This is a genomic window from Kumtagia sp., assembly GCF_059502445.1.
This window is the reverse complement of record NZ_JCACER010000103.1, coordinates 1-14,834: the sequence shown is the minus strand read 5'-3', so window position 1 is coordinate 14,834 and position 14,834 is coordinate 1. Positions and strand designations below refer to the sequence as shown.

Annotated in this window: 14 protein-coding genes; 9 read left to right on the top strand and 5 right to left on the bottom strand. The window is 67.0% G+C overall.

The window, feature by feature from the left end:
• Positions 1 to 140 precede the first annotated feature (140 nt).
• From AC5JDC_RS27445 to dhaK, 9 genes are all read left to right on the top strand, one after another.
• Positions 141 to 344, top strand: a complete 204-nt coding sequence (locus tag AC5JDC_RS27445) for a hypothetical protein (protein WP_106773817.1) — start codon at positions 141 to 143, stop codon at positions 342 to 344.
• Positions 345 to 348: 4 nt separating this feature from the next.
• On the top strand, positions 349 to 1,446 hold the full coding sequence (locus AC5JDC_RS27440) for an ABC transporter ATP-binding protein (protein WP_495846468.1): 1,098 nt from the start codon (positions 349 to 351) through the stop codon (positions 1,444 to 1,446).
• Positions 1,439 to 2,455 (top strand): ABC transporter ATP-binding protein, encoded by a 1,017-nt coding sequence (locus AC5JDC_RS27435; protein WP_495846466.1) that lies wholly within the window; start codon positions 1,439 to 1,441, stop codon positions 2,453 to 2,455. The genes AC5JDC_RS27440 and AC5JDC_RS27435 overlap by 8 nt, the downstream gene beginning before the upstream one ends.
• Before the next feature lie 355 nt (positions 2,456 to 2,810).
• Complete coding sequence (dhaL, locus tag AC5JDC_RS27430; protein ID WP_495846464.1) at positions 2,811 to 3,422, top strand: dihydroxyacetone kinase subunit DhaL; 612 nt, start codon at positions 2,811 to 2,813, stop codon at positions 3,420 to 3,422.
• Positions 3,419 to 3,808, top strand: a complete 390-nt coding sequence (dhaM, locus tag AC5JDC_RS27425; RefSeq protein WP_106773813.1) for a dihydroxyacetone kinase phosphoryl donor subunit DhaM — start codon at positions 3,419 to 3,421, stop codon at positions 3,806 to 3,808. The genes dhaL and dhaM overlap by 4 nt, the downstream gene beginning before the upstream one ends.
• A gap of 17 nt (positions 3,809 to 3,825) precedes the next feature.
• Positions 3,826 to 4,128 (top strand): HPr family phosphocarrier protein, encoded by a 303-nt coding sequence (locus tag AC5JDC_RS27420; RefSeq protein ID WP_106773812.1) that lies wholly within the window; start codon positions 3,826 to 3,828, stop codon positions 4,126 to 4,128.
• A gap of 138 nt (positions 4,129 to 4,266) precedes the next feature.
• On the top strand, positions 4,267 to 5,964 hold the full coding sequence (gene ptsP / locus AC5JDC_RS27415) for a phosphoenolpyruvate--protein phosphotransferase (protein WP_495846461.1): 1,698 nt from the start codon (positions 4,267 to 4,269) through the stop codon (positions 5,962 to 5,964).
• Between the two features lie 3 nt (positions 5,965 to 5,967).
• On the top strand, positions 5,968 to 6,426 hold the full coding sequence (locus tag AC5JDC_RS27410; protein WP_495846471.1) for a hypothetical protein: 459 nt from the start codon (positions 5,968 to 5,970) through the stop codon (positions 6,424 to 6,426).
• A gap of 356 nt (positions 6,427 to 6,782) precedes the next feature.
• Complete coding sequence (dhaK, locus tag AC5JDC_RS27405; RefSeq protein WP_495846459.1) at positions 6,783 to 7,769, top strand: dihydroxyacetone kinase subunit DhaK; 987 nt, start codon at positions 6,783 to 6,785, stop codon at positions 7,767 to 7,769.
• A 180-nt stretch (positions 7,770 to 7,949) separates the two neighbouring features.
• On the opposite strand, the gene AC5JDC_RS27400 is transcribed toward dhaK, so the two are convergent.
• The 5 genes from AC5JDC_RS27400 to AC5JDC_RS27380 all read right to left on the bottom strand — a co-directional run bounded on the left by AC5JDC_RS27400 (position 7,950) and on the right by AC5JDC_RS27380 (position 14,620).
• Complete coding sequence (locus tag AC5JDC_RS27400; protein ID WP_106773808.1) at positions 7,950 to 9,140, bottom strand: ABC transporter permease; 1,191 nt, start codon at positions 9,138 to 9,140, stop codon at positions 7,950 to 7,952.
• Between the two features lie 14 nt (positions 9,141 to 9,154).
• On the bottom strand, positions 9,155 to 10,153 hold the full coding sequence (locus tag AC5JDC_RS27395) for an ABC transporter permease (protein ID WP_106773807.1): 999 nt from the start codon (positions 10,151 to 10,153) through the stop codon (positions 9,155 to 9,157).
• Positions 10,154 to 10,155: 2 nt separating this feature from the next.
• A complete protein-coding gene (locus AC5JDC_RS27390; RefSeq protein WP_495846457.1) occupies positions 10,156 to 12,054 on the bottom strand; it encodes an ABC transporter substrate-binding protein in 1,899 nt (632 codons plus the stop codon).
• Complete coding sequence (locus tag AC5JDC_RS27385; RefSeq protein WP_495846455.1) at positions 12,054 to 13,964, bottom strand: ABC transporter ATP-binding protein; 1,911 nt, start codon at positions 13,962 to 13,964, stop codon at positions 12,054 to 12,056. The genes AC5JDC_RS27390 and AC5JDC_RS27385 overlap by 1 nt, the downstream gene beginning before the upstream one ends.
• A gap of 194 nt (positions 13,965 to 14,158) precedes the next feature.
• Entirely contained in the window at positions 14,159 to 14,620 is a 462-nt protein-coding gene (locus AC5JDC_RS27380) for a nuclear transport factor 2 family protein (protein ID WP_106773804.1), read from the bottom strand.
• Positions 14,621 to 14,834 lie beyond the last annotated feature (214 nt).

Here is a 14,834-nt window from a genome sequence, read left to right as displayed (position 1 = left end):
CATTTCGATTCACCAACAACTTTCCCCGGACAGCCCTGCCACAAGGGGGAGGGGGTTTCTGAGGCGTCGACGACCCCCTCCCCCTGGAGGGGAGGGGTAAGGGGTGGGGGTACGGAAGGCCTCGATGATGGAGGCTGCGCATGACTGCCGCGCCCGCCAAACGCCGCTCCGCCTGGCCCTCCATCCTCCGCCGCGGGCCGATGGAAAACCTCGCCACCGCCGTCATCGGCATCGGCTTCCTGATGCTGTTCCAGCCCTTCGCGCTGGCGCTCTACACCTGGTCCTTCGTCACCATGCTTTTCGGCACGCTGATGTTCATCGTCGTCTCGAAGTTTCCGGAGTAGGGCGGTGGCCGAGATCCGCGTCGAAAATCTCAGGAAGGAGTTCGGCAGCTTCACCGCCGTCCAGAACTCCAATTTCGTCGTCGAGGACGGCGAGTTCTTCGTCATGCTCGGCCCGTCTGGCTGCGGCAAGACGACGACGCTGCGCATGATCGCCGGGCTGGAACTGCCCAGCAGCGGAAAAATCCTGCTCGGCGGCGAGGACGTGTCGCAGAAGCGCGCCCGCGAGCGCGACATCGCCTTCGTGTTCCAGCTCTTCGCCCTCTACCCGCACATGAACGTGCGCAAGAACATCGCCTTCCCGCTGCTCGCCCAGGGCATGCCGCGCGCCGGGATCCGCCAGCGCGTCGAGGAGACGGCAAGGCTGCTCATGATCGACCATCTGCTCGACCGGCCGGTGTCGGGCCTCGCCGGCGGCGACCGCCAGCGCGTGGCGCTCGGCCGCGCCATCGTGCGCCGGCCCAAATGTTTTCTCATGGACGAGCCGCTCGGCACGCTCGACACCGAGTTCCGCGACCTGATGGTCCATGAGCTGCGCGAGCTGCACAACCGCATCCGCGCCACCACGGTCTACGTCACCCACGACCAGTTGGAGGCCATGGCCATGGCCGACAAGATCGCGGTGATGAACCACGGCGTCATCGAGCAGTTCGGCAGCCCCCGCGAGATCTACGATCGCCCGGCCACAATGTTTGTCGCCGAGTTCATCGGCTCGCCGCCGATGAACTTTTTACCCTTCGCCGGCGCTCTGCGGCGAGGTGCGAAGGAAATCGTCGTCGACGGCGCGGCGGTCGCCGTGCCCGAGCTGCGCGAGGACGTGGCGCCGGCCGACATGGCGCTCGGCTTCCGGCCCGAGCACATCCGCTTCGACGGCGGCTCGACGCTGCGCGGCGCCGTCTACGGCACCGAATATCTCGGCACCACCCAGATCGTCGCCGTCGAGACGGCCGGCGGCATGGTCAAGGCGCGCGTCCCGGCCGACATCCGGCTGACGGCCGGCGAACCGGTCGGGCTGACTCTCAACGCGGCGCGCCTGTCGCTGTTCGACAAGGCGTCGGGCCGGGCGATCCGCACGGCGCTCTATGAAGGAGCGGCACATGGCTGACGTGAGGCTGAAAGGCGTTGCCAAGGCGTTCGGCGACAAGCAGGCGGTCAGCGGGCTCGACCTCGCCATCGCCGACGGCGAATTCGTGGTGCTGCTGGGGCCCACCGGCGCCGGCAAGACGACGACGCTGCGGCTCGTCGCCGGGCTGGAGCGTCCGGACACCGGCAGCGTCCACATCGCCGGCCGCGACGTGACGCGGCTGGAGCCGTCGGCGCGCGACGTCGCCTTCGTCTTCCAGCAATATTCGCTCTATCCGCACCTCTCGGTCTTCGACAATCTCGCTTTCCCGCTGCGCTCGCCGGCCCGCAGGATGAGCGAGGCTGACATCCGCCGCCGCGTCGCCGAGGTGGCGAGGCTGGTGCGCATCGACCACAAGCTGGAGAACCGCTCGACCAAACTCTCCGGCGGCGAGATGCAGCGCGTCGCCATCGGCCGCGCGCTGGTGCGCAAGCCGTCGATCTTTCTGATGGACGAGCCGCTGTCCTCGCTCGACGCAAAACTGCGCGGCGAGCTGCGGCTGGAGCTGAAGCGCATCCAGCGCGAGCTCGGCGCCACCGTGCTCTACGTCACCCACGACCAGATCGAGGCGATGACCATGGCCGACCGCATCGGCATATTGGCCGACGGTGAACTCGTCCAGATCGGCACGCCGCGCGCCATCTACACCGAGCCGGCGAACCTGCATGTCGCTGCGCGCCTCGGGCAGCCGGCGATTAACCTTCTGCCGCGCGGCCTGCTGCCGGATGCCGACGCGCCGCCCGGCACCGCCACCATCGGCGCCCGCACCGAGCACCTGGCGATCGACAAGGCCGCCAACGGCCATGCCGACGGCGTGGTCGACTGGATCGAGCATCTCGGCGACCAGAACCATCTTCATCTGATCGTCGGGGAGAGGAAGCTGATCACGCTGGTCGATCCCGACACGCCGTTCGGCAAGGGCGACAAGGTGACTATCCGTTTTCGCGACCCGCTGTTCTTCGACGCGAGCGGTCAGAGGATCGGAGGGTAGGAAAGATGCTCTTCTTGCGACTACCACGCCCACCCCTTACCCCTCCCCTCAAGGGTAGGGCAATCGCATATGGGATTTCAGGAACTGCCGCTCGGCCCCGTACCCCCATCCCTAACCCCTCCCCACAAGGGGGAGGGGGACTTTGCGGCCGCTACGCAACGCAAAACCGTCGACGATTAGTGCTCGGCGGAGACGCCAGCCGGTCCCCCTCCCCCTTGTGGGGAGGGGTTAGGGGTGGGGGTAAACTCATATGCGATAGCCCTCCCCTCAAGGGGGAGGGGGGCGTCTACGCGGCAGAATCCCCCTCCCCCTTGAGGGGAGGGGTAAGGGGTGGGGGTAAGGCCGGGTGGATGCCATGACGAACGTAGCTCCAGCCTCCCTCCCCACCCTCATCGCCGCCGCGGCCGACACGATCGCCGCGCACGCCGACGAGCTGACCGCGCTCGACCAGGCGATCGGCGACGGCGATCATGGGCTCAACATGAAGCGCGGTTTCGAGGCGGTGCGCGCCGAGGCCTATGCGTTCGCGGCGAAGCCGCTGCCCGAGGCGCTGAAGGCGGTCGGCATGAAGCTGGTGATGACGGTGGGCGGCGCGTCGGGCCCGCTCTACGGCACGCTGCTGATGACGCTCGGCAAGGAATGGCCGGCAACGCCGGACCGGGTGAGCGTGGCCGAGGCGCTGAGGAAGGCCGTCGACGCCGTCGCGGCGCGCGGAAAGTCGCAGGCCGGCCAGAAGACCATGCTCGACGTGCTCTATCCCGTCCAGGCGGCGCTCGTCGAAGGCAAGAACCTGCCCGAGATCGCCGCGATCGCCGATGCGGCGGCCGAGGCGACCATCCCTATGAAGGCGATCCGCGGCCGCGCCTCCTTCCTCGGCGACCGCTCGATCGGCCACATGGACGCCGGCGCGCGCTCCTCCGCGCTGCTGGTGCGCGCGCTTGCCGAAACGTTGGAGATTTCTGAATGAGCAATGTCGGGATCGTCATCGTGTCGCATTCGCCGCTTGTCGCGGAAGGCACCGCCGACATGGTGCGCCAGATGGTCGGCGACGAGGTGCCGCTCGCCTGGTGCGGCGGCAACGGCGAGGGCGGGCTGGGCACCTCGGTCGGCGCCATCATGGAGGCGATCGACAAGGCGTGGTCGGAAGCCGGCGTCGCCATCCTCGTCGACCTCGGCGGCGCCGAGACCAACAGCGAGATGGCGGTCGAGATGATCGGCGAGCCGCGCGCTTCCAGGATCGTCATCTGCAACGCGCCGATCGTCGAGGGCGCCGTGATGGCGGCGACCGAGGCCTCGGGTGGCGCATCGCTGCAGGATGTCGTAGCCACGGCGCACGAACTGGCGCCGGCCTGAGCAACGGGAAAGTCTTGATGTCGAACACCGCCCAAACCACGGTCCTCATCACCAACGAGGTCGGCCTGCATGCGCGGCCCTCGGTGAAGTTCACCAAGCTGGCGAAGACGTTTGCCGCCGATGTCGAGGTGGCGCTCGCGGCCGACGGGCCGTGGTTCGACGCGAAAAGCATCGTCAAGATGATGGCCGCCAAGGCGCCGAAGGGCACGGTGCTGCACCTGCGCGCCCGCGGCGAGACGGCCGCCGCGGCCGTGGCGGCGCTCGCCGCGCTGGTCGAGCGCAATTTCGACGAGGACGAGGCGCATGCGCGGACGGCTTAGCAAGCGGTCAGCATGAGAGAATCGGAGAAGGTCGTGCCTGGTCGCACCCCCCTCTGGCCTGCCGGCCATCTCCCCCGCAAGGGGGGAGATCAGCCGTCGCCGCCGCTTTCGCCAATCGCCGGCGTTGCTGGAGATGCGGTGAGCGCGACACAGCCAATCTCCCCCCTTGCGGGGGAGATGGCCGGCAGGCCAGAGGGGGGTGCGAAGGAGCGCGACATCGGCGCAACGGGCGCGCATGAAGACGATGTGACAACCAGCGGCAGTCTCCTCTCTGGCACCCCCGCCTCGCCCGGCTACGCCGAAGGTCCGCTCTTCCGCCTCGACCGTCCGCAGGCGACTTACAGCCCGAAAGGCTCGGCCGATGCCGAGAAGGCCGCGCTCGATCAGGCGATGGCCGCCGCGACCGATGGGCTCACCGAGCTTGCGGTACAAATGTCGGGCGAAGCCGCCGACATGCTGGAGTTCCAGATCGCCATGCTGTCCGACGATGCGCTGGCGGTGCCGGCGCTCGAGGCGATCGCCGCCGGCGAGCCGGCGGACATGGCCTGGCGCATGGCGCTGGATGCCGAGATCGCAGGCTACGAGGCTTCCGAGGACGACTATTTCCGGGCTCGCGCCGCCGATCTCGCCGACATCCGCGACCGCGTCCTGCGGGCGCTGTCCGGCGAAGGCGAGCAAACCGCGCCGGCCGGCGCCATCCTGGTCGGCGAGGACATCACGCCGACGCGCTTCCTCCGGACCGACTGGAACGCCGGCGGCGGCATCGCGCTGTCGGGCGGCAGTGCGGCGAGTCACGTCGCCATGCTGGCGCGCGGGCGCGGCGTGCCGATGGCGGTCGGTTTTGGCGCCGGCCTGGCCGGCGCCCGGGGTTTTGGCCTGCTGGACGCCGAGCACGGCCGGCTGATCGTGGATGCCGATCCGGTCGCTGCGGCGGCCTTCCATGAAGCCGCGGCGGGTTTTCGCCGAGGGCGCGAGGTCGCAAGAACCTATCTCGCCCAGCCCGCCGCAACCAGGGACGGCACCTCCATCCGCGTGCAGGTCAACATCGCCGACCCCTCCGACGTGGAAACCGTCGACATCGGCCATTGCGACGGGGTCGGCCTGATGCGCACCGAGTTCTTGTTCGGCAAGGTATTGCCGGACGAGGGGACGCAGCTCGCCGCCTATCGAAAGGTGCTGGAATGGGCCGGCGGCAAGCCGGTGACCATCCGCACCGTCGATGCCGGCGGCGACAAGCCGGTGCCGGGCTTCACGGTGGAGGAGACCAACCCGTTCCTCGGCCTGCGCGGCATCCGGCTGTCGCTGGCGCGGCCGGAGATTTTCCGCGTCCAGATCCGGGCGCTGCTGCGCGCCGCCGTCCACGGCAATCTCAAGGTGATGGTCCCGATGGTGGCGGTTCCCGGCGAATATGCGGCGGCGGCCGCCCTGTTCTCGGACGAAGCGGCAATGCTGGCGAAGGCGGGCGTGCCCCACAAAATGCCGCCGCTCGGCATCATGGTCGAGGTGCCATCGGTCGCCGTGGCGCCGGAGCTGTTTTCGGACGCCGCCTTCTTCTCGATCGGCTCCAACGATCTCACCCAGTATGTGCTTGCCGCGGCCCGCGACAACGGCCGCGTCGCGGCCCTTCATGACGTCGGCCATCCGGCCGTGCTGCGGCTGATCGGCAACGTGGCGGCTTTCGCGCGCGAGCAAAAAATCCCCGTCAGCCTGTGCGGCGATGCCGGCGGCGACCCGGTCGCGATCCCTGCGCTGCTTGCCGCCGGCCTGCGCGATCTTTCCGTGGTGCCGGCGCAGCTTGCCGCAGCCAAGGCCGCCATCGCGGCTGTCGAGCTCTGAGTGATGGCGGCGGAAGAGGAATCGCCGGACGGCGCCGCGGCGGACGACGCGATCCGCGCCTACAAGACGATCTTGGCAGAAATCATCGACCGGCGTCCGTCCGGCACGCGGCAGCGGCTGGCCGACGAACTGGGCAAGAACCGCAGCTTCGTCACGCAGATCGCCAGCCCGGCCTATTCGACGCCGATCCCGGCAAAGCACCTGCCGGCACTGATCGCCGTCTGTCATTTCAGCCCGGCCGAGCGCGACCGCTTCCTTGCCGCATACGAGCGCGCCCATCCCGGCAAGGCGCCGCTGCCGGCCGGCTTCACGCGCATGCGGCATCTGTCGATCGGCGTGCCGGACCTCGGCGACGCGGCGAAGAACGCCGCCCTCGACCGCGCCGTCGCCGATTTCGTGCAGAGGATCGCCGATCTGTTTGAGAAGGACGACAATACCGGCGGCCACAGGGGTGACCGATGAAGCAACCCCGTGACGGACCGTGGTTAGCGATTCCTCTCTCCCGGCAGGCAGGGCAATCGCATATCGGATTTCAGGAACTGTTGCTCGGCCCTCTACCTCCACCCCTGACCCCTCCCTCAAGGGGGCGGGGGACTTTGCGGCCGCTATGCAACGCAAACCGTCGACGATTGGTGCTCGGTGGAGACGCCACCCGGTCCCCTCCCCCTTGTGGGGAGGGGTTAGGGGTGGGGGTGAACTCATATGCGACAGCCCTTGCCGGCAGGGGGAGAGGTGGCGAGCCCGAAGTGCTTTCATCGGGAGCCGTATGCGCGCCAGCCGATACTACTACCATAGCCAAGCCGATCGGGAGGAGAACCATGAAGAAACTGATCAATTCCGTCGACACGGTGCTGACCGAGAGCCTCGACGGCTTCGCCGCAGCCCATGCCGACATTCTTGCGCTCGGCGGCGGCCACAAGTTCATCCGCCGCAGGAGCCTGAAGCCCGGCAAGGTGGCGCTGATCTCGGGCGGCGGCTCGGGCCATGAGCCGCTGCATGGCGGCTTCGTCGGACACGGCATGCTGGACGCGGCCTGCCCCGGCCAGGTCTTCACCTCGCCGACGCCCGACCAGATGGTCGAGGCCGCCGCCGAGGTGGACACCGGCGCCGGCTGCCTGTTCATCGTCAAGAACTACGAAGGCGACGTGATGAATTTCGACATGGCCGCCGAGATGTCGGAGGGAATCATGCAGGTGGTCACCAATGACGACGTTGCGGTGGAGGATTCGCTCTACACCACCGGCCGGCGCGGCGTCGCGGGAACGCTGGTGGTCGAAAAGATCGTCGGCGCGGCAGCGGAGGAGGGCAGGGGGCTGGCCGAGCTCAAGGCGCTGGGCGACAGGGTCAACGCGGCAACGCGCTCGATGGGCGTGGCGCTGACCTCATGCACCGTGCCTGCCGCCGGCAGGCCGACCTTCGACATCGGCGACAACGAGATGGAGTTCGGCGTCGGCATCCATGGCGAGCCCGGCCGCCGTCGCGATGCGTTGAAGAGCGCGGACGAGATCGCCGACGAGATCTGCGCGGCGATCTCCGGCGATCTCGGCACGCGCGTAAACGGCAACGCCTTGCTGTTCGTCAACGGCTTTGGCGGCACGCCGTCGATGGAACTCTACCTGATGTACAACAGCGCCAGGAGGCTGTTCGAGAAGCGCGGCGTCACCATCGTCCGCTCGCTGGTCGGCTCCTACGTCACCTCGCTCGACATGGCCGGCTGCTCGATCACGCTGTCCATCCTCGACGACGAAACTGCACGGCTCTGGAACGCGCCGGTGCATACGGCGGCGCTCAGGTGGGGGATGTAGCGCTGGCTCTCCCTCTCCCTTGAGGGGAGGGTGGCCGCGAAGCGGCCGGGTGGGGTCGCTGCGGCAGTGCTCGACTCCTTGTTGGCTTTCTGCATGGCAGACCGGGCGTCGCGCTGCCTGGGCCAATTCCCTTTGGCCGCTTCGCGGCCTTCTCCCCCTGAGGGGGAGAAAACTCAGCCCTCACCGATACGGATCGGCAGCGTCCCTCAGGCCGTCGCCCATGAAATTGAAGGCGAGGATGACCAGGATCACCGGGATCATCGGATAGAGCAGCCAGGGGTAGAAGGCGATGACGTTGACGCTGCGCGCCTCGGTGAGCAGGATGCCCCAGCTGGTGATCGGCGGCCTGAGGCCGAGGCCGAGGAAGGACAGCGCCGTCTCACCCAAAATCATGCCGGGGATGGCGATTGTTGCCGAGGCGATCAGGTGCGACATGAAGCCGGGGACAAGGTGGCGGCCGATGATGCGGGCGGGCCTTGCGCCCATCAGCTGCGCGGCGAGCACGTAGTCCTCCTCGCGCAGCGACAGGAGCTTCGAGCGTACCGCCCGCGCCAGCCCGGTCCAGTCGAGCAGGCCGAGGATGATGGTGATGCCGAAATAGATGACGATCGGGCTCCAGGTCACCGGCATGATCGCCGCCAGCGCCATCCATAGCGGGATGCTCGGCAGCGACTGCAGCACCTCGATGACGCGCTGCACGACGAGATCGAAGACGCCGCCGTGATAGCCGGCGAGCCCGCCGATGACGACGCCGAGCACGAAGGAGAAGGCGACTCCGATCAGGCCGATGGTGAGCGAGATGCGGGCGCCGTAGATGATGCGGGACAGCACGTCGCGGCCGAGCCGGTCGGTGCCGAGCGCGAAGAACTGGCCGCCCTCGGCCGGGCAGACGAAATGGAAGCTGGCCGGCACGACGCCCCAGAACTTGTAGGGATCGCCGGAGCAGAAGAAGCGCAGCCTCTGCACCTGGGTGCGGTCGTCGGCATAGACCCGCTTCAGCGTGTCCATGTCGAGCGTCATGGTGCGGCCGTAGACGAACGGCCCGACGAAGCTGCCATTGTCGAACAGATGGACGCGCTGCGGCGGCGCGTGGATGAAGTCGACGTTGCGCGTGTGCAGATTGTAGGGCGCCACGAACTCGCAGATCACGATCATGGAGTAGAGCGCGGCGAGGAAGATCGCCGACCACAGCGCCAGCCGGTGGCGCTTGAACTTCCACCACATCAGCCTGAGCTGCGAGGCCTGGTAGACCTTGGCCTGCTCCTCCGTCATCGCCTCGACCGACAGCGGGTCGAACGGCGCGGTGGAGACGAAATGGCCGAGCGGCGCGCCCGGCGCCGGCAGCGGCGACGTCGTCGCCTCCGTCGTCATTGGCGGCGATGTCGTCATTTGGTGCTCCCGCCCTGCAGCCGGATGCGTGGATCGAGCAACGCCAGCGCCAGGTCGGAGATGAGCACGCCGATGACGGTGAGGAAGGCAAGGAACATCAGGAAGGATCCTGCGAGATACATGTCCTGGCTTTGCAGGGCCTTGATCAGCATCGGCCCGGTCGTCTCCAGCGACAGCACGATCGCCGTGATCTCGGCGCCCGAGATGATCGCCGGCAGGATCGAGCCGATGTCGGCGATGAAGAAGTTGAGCGCCATGCGCAGCGGGTATTTGACCAGCGTCCGGAACGGGTGCAGCCCCTTGGCGCGCGCCGTCATGACGTACTGCTTCTGCAGCTCGTCGAGAAGGTTGGCGCGCAGCCGCCGGATCATGCCGGCGGTGCCGGCCGTGCCGATGATGATCACCGGTATCCACAGATGCTCGAGGATCGACTTCGCCTTGTCCCAGCTCATTGGCTGGCTGAGATATTTCTGGTCCATCAAATGGCCGATCGAGGTGCCGAACCAGATGTTGGCGAAATACATGAAGATCAGCGCCAGCATGAAGTTGGGGATGGCGATGCCGAGCAGGCCGAGGAAGGTCAGCCCGTAGTCGCCCCAGCTGTACTGGTGCGTCGCCGAATACATGCCGATCGGGAAGGCGATCAGCCAGGTCAGCACGATCGTGCAGAAGGAGACGAGCACGGTCAGCCACAGCCGGTCGCCGACCACGTCCGTCACCGGCAGCTCGTATTCGAACGAGTAGCCGAAATCACCGGTCAGCATCCCGCCGACCCAGTAGAAGTAGCGGATGAGCGGCGGCTTGTCGAAATCGTACTCGGCGCGCAGCGCGTTGATCTTGTCCATGTCGACGCCTTCGCCCTGCGCCTGCAGCTCGGCGGCGTAGCTCTCGAAATAGTCGCCGGGCGGCAGCTCGATGATGGCGAACACAAGCGCCGAGATGATCAGCAGCGTCGGCACCATGACCGCGATGCGCCAGAAAATGTAGCGGATCACGGTCAGGCGTCCTCGAGCCAGAAGGTGTCGGGATTGTAGAAGCCGAGGTAGGAGGTCGGGTCGAAGCCGTAGATGCCGTCTTCCGGCAAATTGTGCAGCCGCGCCGACCGCAGGATGGGCTGCAGCGACTGGTTGACCGTGCCGATGGAGAACACCTGGTCGGTATAGATCGACAGCATCCGGTCCCACACGCGCGTTCGGTCGGCCATCGAGGCGGACCTTTGCCATTCGCCGAGCAGCCGCATCAGCTCGACGACCTCGGGCAGGTCCGGCGCCGTGCCCTGTGCCCCGTGCGAAACGTAGTGGACGCCCCACAACGGCCACTGGTACGCGTATTCGGCGGTCGGCGCGAGTTGGGCGGGGCTCATGTCGGCCGTCGGCACACCGTTGTCCAGGCCTTGCCACAGCGACAGCATGACCTTGCCGGCGAGCGCGCGGCTGCGGAAGATGTCGCGCTGCGAGGTCCGGATGAACATCGCCAGGCCGACCTGCATCCAGTGGTCGGCGACGAGTTCCAGCACGTCGGTCTCAAGCGTGCTTTCGCCGGCCGTCTCGACGATGAGCTGGGCCGGGCGTCCGTCCGGCAGGACGCGGATGCCGTCGTCGTCGCGCTGCGTCAGGCCGGCTTCGTCGAGCAGCCTGTTGGCGAGATCGGGATTGTAGTCGATCCAGGCGTTTGCGAATTCCGGCCGGAACAGCGGACTTTGCGGCAGCACCGTATCGGCGCTGGGCGTCGCCAGGCCGAAGAAGGACGCCATGTTTATCTCGTGGCGGTTGATCGCCACCGACAAGGCGCGGCGGAAGCGTACGTCACGCAGGATATTGGACCAGACCTGGTCGTCGTAGTTGAGATTGGGCAGGATCGAGAAACGCGAGCCTTGCGTCTTCTTCCACAGCGTGACCTTGACCGGGTAGCGCTTCTCGGAGTCCTTGAGGAAGGTGTAGTCGTTGAAGTCGATGCCGTGCGCCTGCAGATCGCTCTCGCCGGCGCCGGTCTTGGCCGGCACGATCGACGAGGAGCTGACGCTGAGCACGACCTTGTCGATATAGGGAAGCTGCAGCCCGTTCTGGTCGGTGCGGTGGAAGAAGGGGTTGCGCTCGAACACGAACTGCTCGGCCGGCAGCGGGGTCCGGTTGCACCACGGATCGAGCATCGGCAGCTCCGGATTCTCCGGCCGGTAGGTGCGCGACATCTTGATGTGCAGGCCGGTCCACTTCTTGGCCTTGTTCTTCTTCATCAGCTTGGCGAGCTTGTCCTCGTCCTGGTATTTCTTGTGGAACTGCTTGAGGTAATGGGCGGGCAGCGCCAGGGTCAGCGGCTGCGGCGCCGCCAGGTTCGGCAGGAAGTCGGGATTGGGCGCCTTCCAGGTGTAGCGGACGGTCAGCGGATCGACGATCTCGAACAGCGGCTTTTCGCCGCCGACCAGCAGGCTGACCGACAGGCCGCCCGAGCTCAGGTCCTCGTTGTTGAGCACGTCCTCCCAGCAGTAGCGGAAGTCCTCGGCCGTCAGCGGCGCTCCGTCGGACCATCTGTGGCCGTCGCGCAGCTTGAAGGTGAAGATGCGTTCCTCGACGACGTCGAAGCTCTCGAGGACGTCCGCGACGAACGCCAGATTGCGGTCGTAGCCGACCAGCCGGGTGTTGCCGTAGAGCGTCATCAGCCGGATGTCCTTCTGGCTGCTGACGATGGTGCGGATCGTTCCCCCGTGCCGTCCCGGCAGGCCGCCGAACTCCGTGACGTCCATGACGCGCGGCACCTTCGGCAACCGTTCGGCGGCGGGCGGCAGCTCGCCGGCGTCGATCCGCTTTCGCAGATAGTCGGGCTCCCGGTCGGCCGCTTTCAGTCTGGCCGGCAGGAGGGCCGTGGCGAAAAGCCCGAGGGCGGTGCGGCGCGTCAGCATCAGACCAGCTCCCTTTTATCGACGGAGCGTCGCGCCAGCACCAGATGGCCGCCGCCGAGATCGGTCGGCGTCAGCGCGTCCCCGTCACCGTCATTGCGGAATTGCGGCGCCCAGGCGTTCTGGTCGGAGGCGCCGGCGGCATGCAGCGTATCGAAGTCGAGCGGACGGTCGAGATCCGGAAACGGCACGGCCGCCAGCAGCGACCGCGTGTAGGGGTGGACCGGGCGCTCCATCAGCGTCTCGCACGGCGCGAGTTCGACGATGCGGCCGGCGCACATCACCGCGATGCGGTCGGCCATGTAGTCGACGACAGCCAGATTGTGCGAGATGAACAGGTAGGTGAGGCCGAGCTCTGCCTGCAGGTCCTTGAGCAGGTTGAGGATCTGCGCCTGCACCGACACGTCGAGCGCCGACACCGGCTCGTCGCAGATCAGCAGTTCCGGCCCGAGCGCCAGCGCCCGCGCGATGCCGATGCGCTGCCGCTGCCCGCCGGAGAAGGAATGCGGGTAGCGGTTCAGCGCCCGCTCGTCGAGGCCGATCGCCTTGAGCAGCGCGGTGACCTTCTGCAGCCGCGACTGGGCGTCGCCGCGATCGTGAATCTCCAGCGGCTCGCTGATGATGTTCTGCACCGTCATGCGCGGCGACAGCGACGAGACCGGATCCTGGAACACCATCTGGATCTTGGTGCGGACGGCCCGCAGCGCCTCGCCTTCCGCTGCCAGCAGGTCGATCGGCCCGTCGGCGCCGTTGAAGACGACGCTGCCGCTGTCCGGCCTGACCGCCCGCATCAGGATCTTGCTGATCGTGGTCTTGCCGCATCCGCTCTCGCCGACCAGCCCGAGGCATTCGCCGCGCCTGATGTCGAAGCCGACATCGTCCACCGCCTTCACCGGCCTGTCCCGGCCCTTGCCGAACCAGCCGGAGCCGCGGGTCGTGTAGGACTTGACCAGGTCGCGTGCCGACAGCAGCACGTCGGAGCGCGGTTGCGCGACGGCCGCGGTCGCCTTCGGACTGTCGAGCAGGGTGCCGACCTTGACCGGAACGTCGCGCAGCGCCTTCAGCCGCTCGCCCGGCTTCATGTCGAAATGCGGCACCGCCGCCATGAGGCCCTTGAGATACGGATGCTGCGGCCTGCGGAAGATGTCCTCCACCGTGCCCGCCTCCATGATCTCGCCGTGGTAGATCACCACCACCTCGTCGGCGACGTTGGCGACCACGCCGAGGTCGTGGGTGATCAGGAGCATGGCCATGTTCAGCCGCGACTGCAGGTCGCGCAGCAGATGCAGGATCTGCGCCTGGATGGTCACGTCCAGCGCCGTCGTCGGCTCGTCGGCGATCAGCAGGGCCGGCCGGCAGAGCAGCGCCATGGCGATCATCGCGCGCTGCCTGAGGCCGCCGGACAGCTCGAACGAATACATGCCGTAGGCCCGCGCCGGATTGGGGAAGCCGACCAGCCCGAGCATCTCCAGCGTGCGCGCCTTCACCTCGGCGGCATCGAGGTCGGAATGGATTTTGAGCGCTTCGTCGATCTGGTTGCCGATGGTGTGCAGCGGCGACAGCGACGTCATCGGCTCCTGGAATATCTTGCCGATCCGGCTGCCGCGCAGCGCCCGGATGTCCTCGCCGTCGCGCGGCAATTGCAGGATGTCGGTGGACTTTCCGGTCAGCGGATCGTCGAAGAGGATCGACCCGCGCACCCGCGCGGTATTGGGCAGGATGCCCATCACGGCCTGGCTGATCACCGACTTGCCGGACCCGGATTCGCCCACCAGCGCCGTCACCTTGCCGGGCAGGACGCGGAAGCTGGCGTTGCGCACGGCATGCACGGGCCCGCCGACGATCGCGAACGAGATACCCAGGTTCTCGATCCGGAGAAGATCGCCACTTGAACTCTTAGCCGCCGCGTTCATGTCTTGCGACTGCCCCCACCCACGTCACAAATGCCCCAACAACGCGACACTAGCCGACAGTAGATCGCCTGCAAAGGCCGTGCGGATGGATTGGTGAAACTGCTATGCGGCCCGGCCGAAGACTTGGCTTCGACCGGGCCGTTTGAAGGCGCTGTTCTATGCGCGATACATGACGGAATCTTGAAGATTCCGTGTCAGGATGCAAGCCACGGGTAGCGTGCCGTATCCTTCCCGGCATAGTCCGGGTCGAGATAGATGAAGCAGCGCTGGATCTTCCAGTCGCGGATCTCGAAGACGTCGCACCAGCGTCCGGCCTGCCATTCCGGCAGTCCGGCGCGCCACGGGCCGTCCTGGTGCTCGCCGTGGCTGGTTCCCTCGCAGACCACGAGGTCCGAGCCCGAGAAGATCCAGTTGAAGTGCGAGTAGTGGTGGACGATCGACTTCAGAGTGCCGCCGACGTCGCCGAACATCTTTCCGATCTGCTCCTTGCCGGTGGCCAGTCCCCATTTCGGGAAATAGACCTGCGCGTCCTCGGCGAAGAGGTCGAGGATCGACCCGCCGGACGAGGTCACGCCGCCATTGTCGAAGGCCTTCAGATATTCGGTCGCCACCGACTTCCTCTGCTCGTCGGTCATCGTCTGGGTGGTCAATGCCATGGTTTTCTCCTCCTTTGGTTATGATCGTTGTGGCAGGCTGTCGCGTGTGAGGTTACCCCCACCCTTCAAGGGGAGGGGAACCGGCTTGCGTCCTCACTATGCGCCAATCGTCGACGATTTCACTCGGCATGGCGACCACAAAATCCCCCTCCCCCTCGAGGCAGGGCTATCGCATATGAGTTGTATCGGAGCGGCAGACAGCTCTGCGTCGTCA

Excerpts from the sequence above, each read along its gene's own strand:
- dhaL (WP_495846464.1), top strand. The coding sequence starts at position 2,811 with ATGACGAACGTAGCTCCAGCCTCCCTCCCCACCCTCATCGCCGCCGCG.
- AC5JDC_RS27420 (WP_106773812.1), top strand. The coding sequence starts at position 3,826 with ATGTCGAACACCGCCCAAACCACGGTCCTCATCACCAACGAGGTCGGC.
- AC5JDC_RS27410 (WP_495846471.1), top strand. The coding sequence starts at position 5,968 with ATGGCGGCGGAAGAGGAATCGCCGGACGGCGCCGCGGCGGACGACGCG.
- AC5JDC_RS27445 (WP_106773817.1), top strand. The coding sequence starts at position 141 with ATGACTGCCGCGCCCGCCAAACGCCGCTCCGCCTGGCCCTCCATCCTC.
- AC5JDC_RS27385 (WP_495846455.1), bottom strand. The coding sequence starts at position 13,964 with ATGAACGCGGCGGCTAAGAGTTCAAGTGGCGATCTTCTCCGGATCGAG.
- AC5JDC_RS27400 (WP_106773808.1), bottom strand. The coding sequence starts at position 9,140 with ATGACGACGGAGGCGACGACGTCGCCGCTGCCGGCGCCGGGCGCGCCG.
- AC5JDC_RS27390 (WP_495846457.1), bottom strand. The coding sequence starts at position 12,054 with ATGCTGACGCGCCGCACCGCCCTCGGGCTTTTCGCCACGGCCCTCCTG.
- dhaM (WP_106773813.1), top strand. The coding sequence starts at position 3,419 with ATGAGCAATGTCGGGATCGTCATCGTGTCGCATTCGCCGCTTGTCGCG.
- AC5JDC_RS27435 (WP_495846466.1), top strand. The coding sequence starts at position 1,439 with ATGGCTGACGTGAGGCTGAAAGGCGTTGCCAAGGCGTTCGGCGACAAG.
- dhaK (WP_495846459.1), top strand. The coding sequence starts at position 6,783 with ATGAAGAAACTGATCAATTCCGTCGACACGGTGCTGACCGAGAGCCTC.
- AC5JDC_RS27380 (WP_106773804.1), bottom strand. The coding sequence starts at position 14,620 with ATGGCATTGACCACCCAGACGATGACCGACGAGCAGAGGAAGTCGGTG.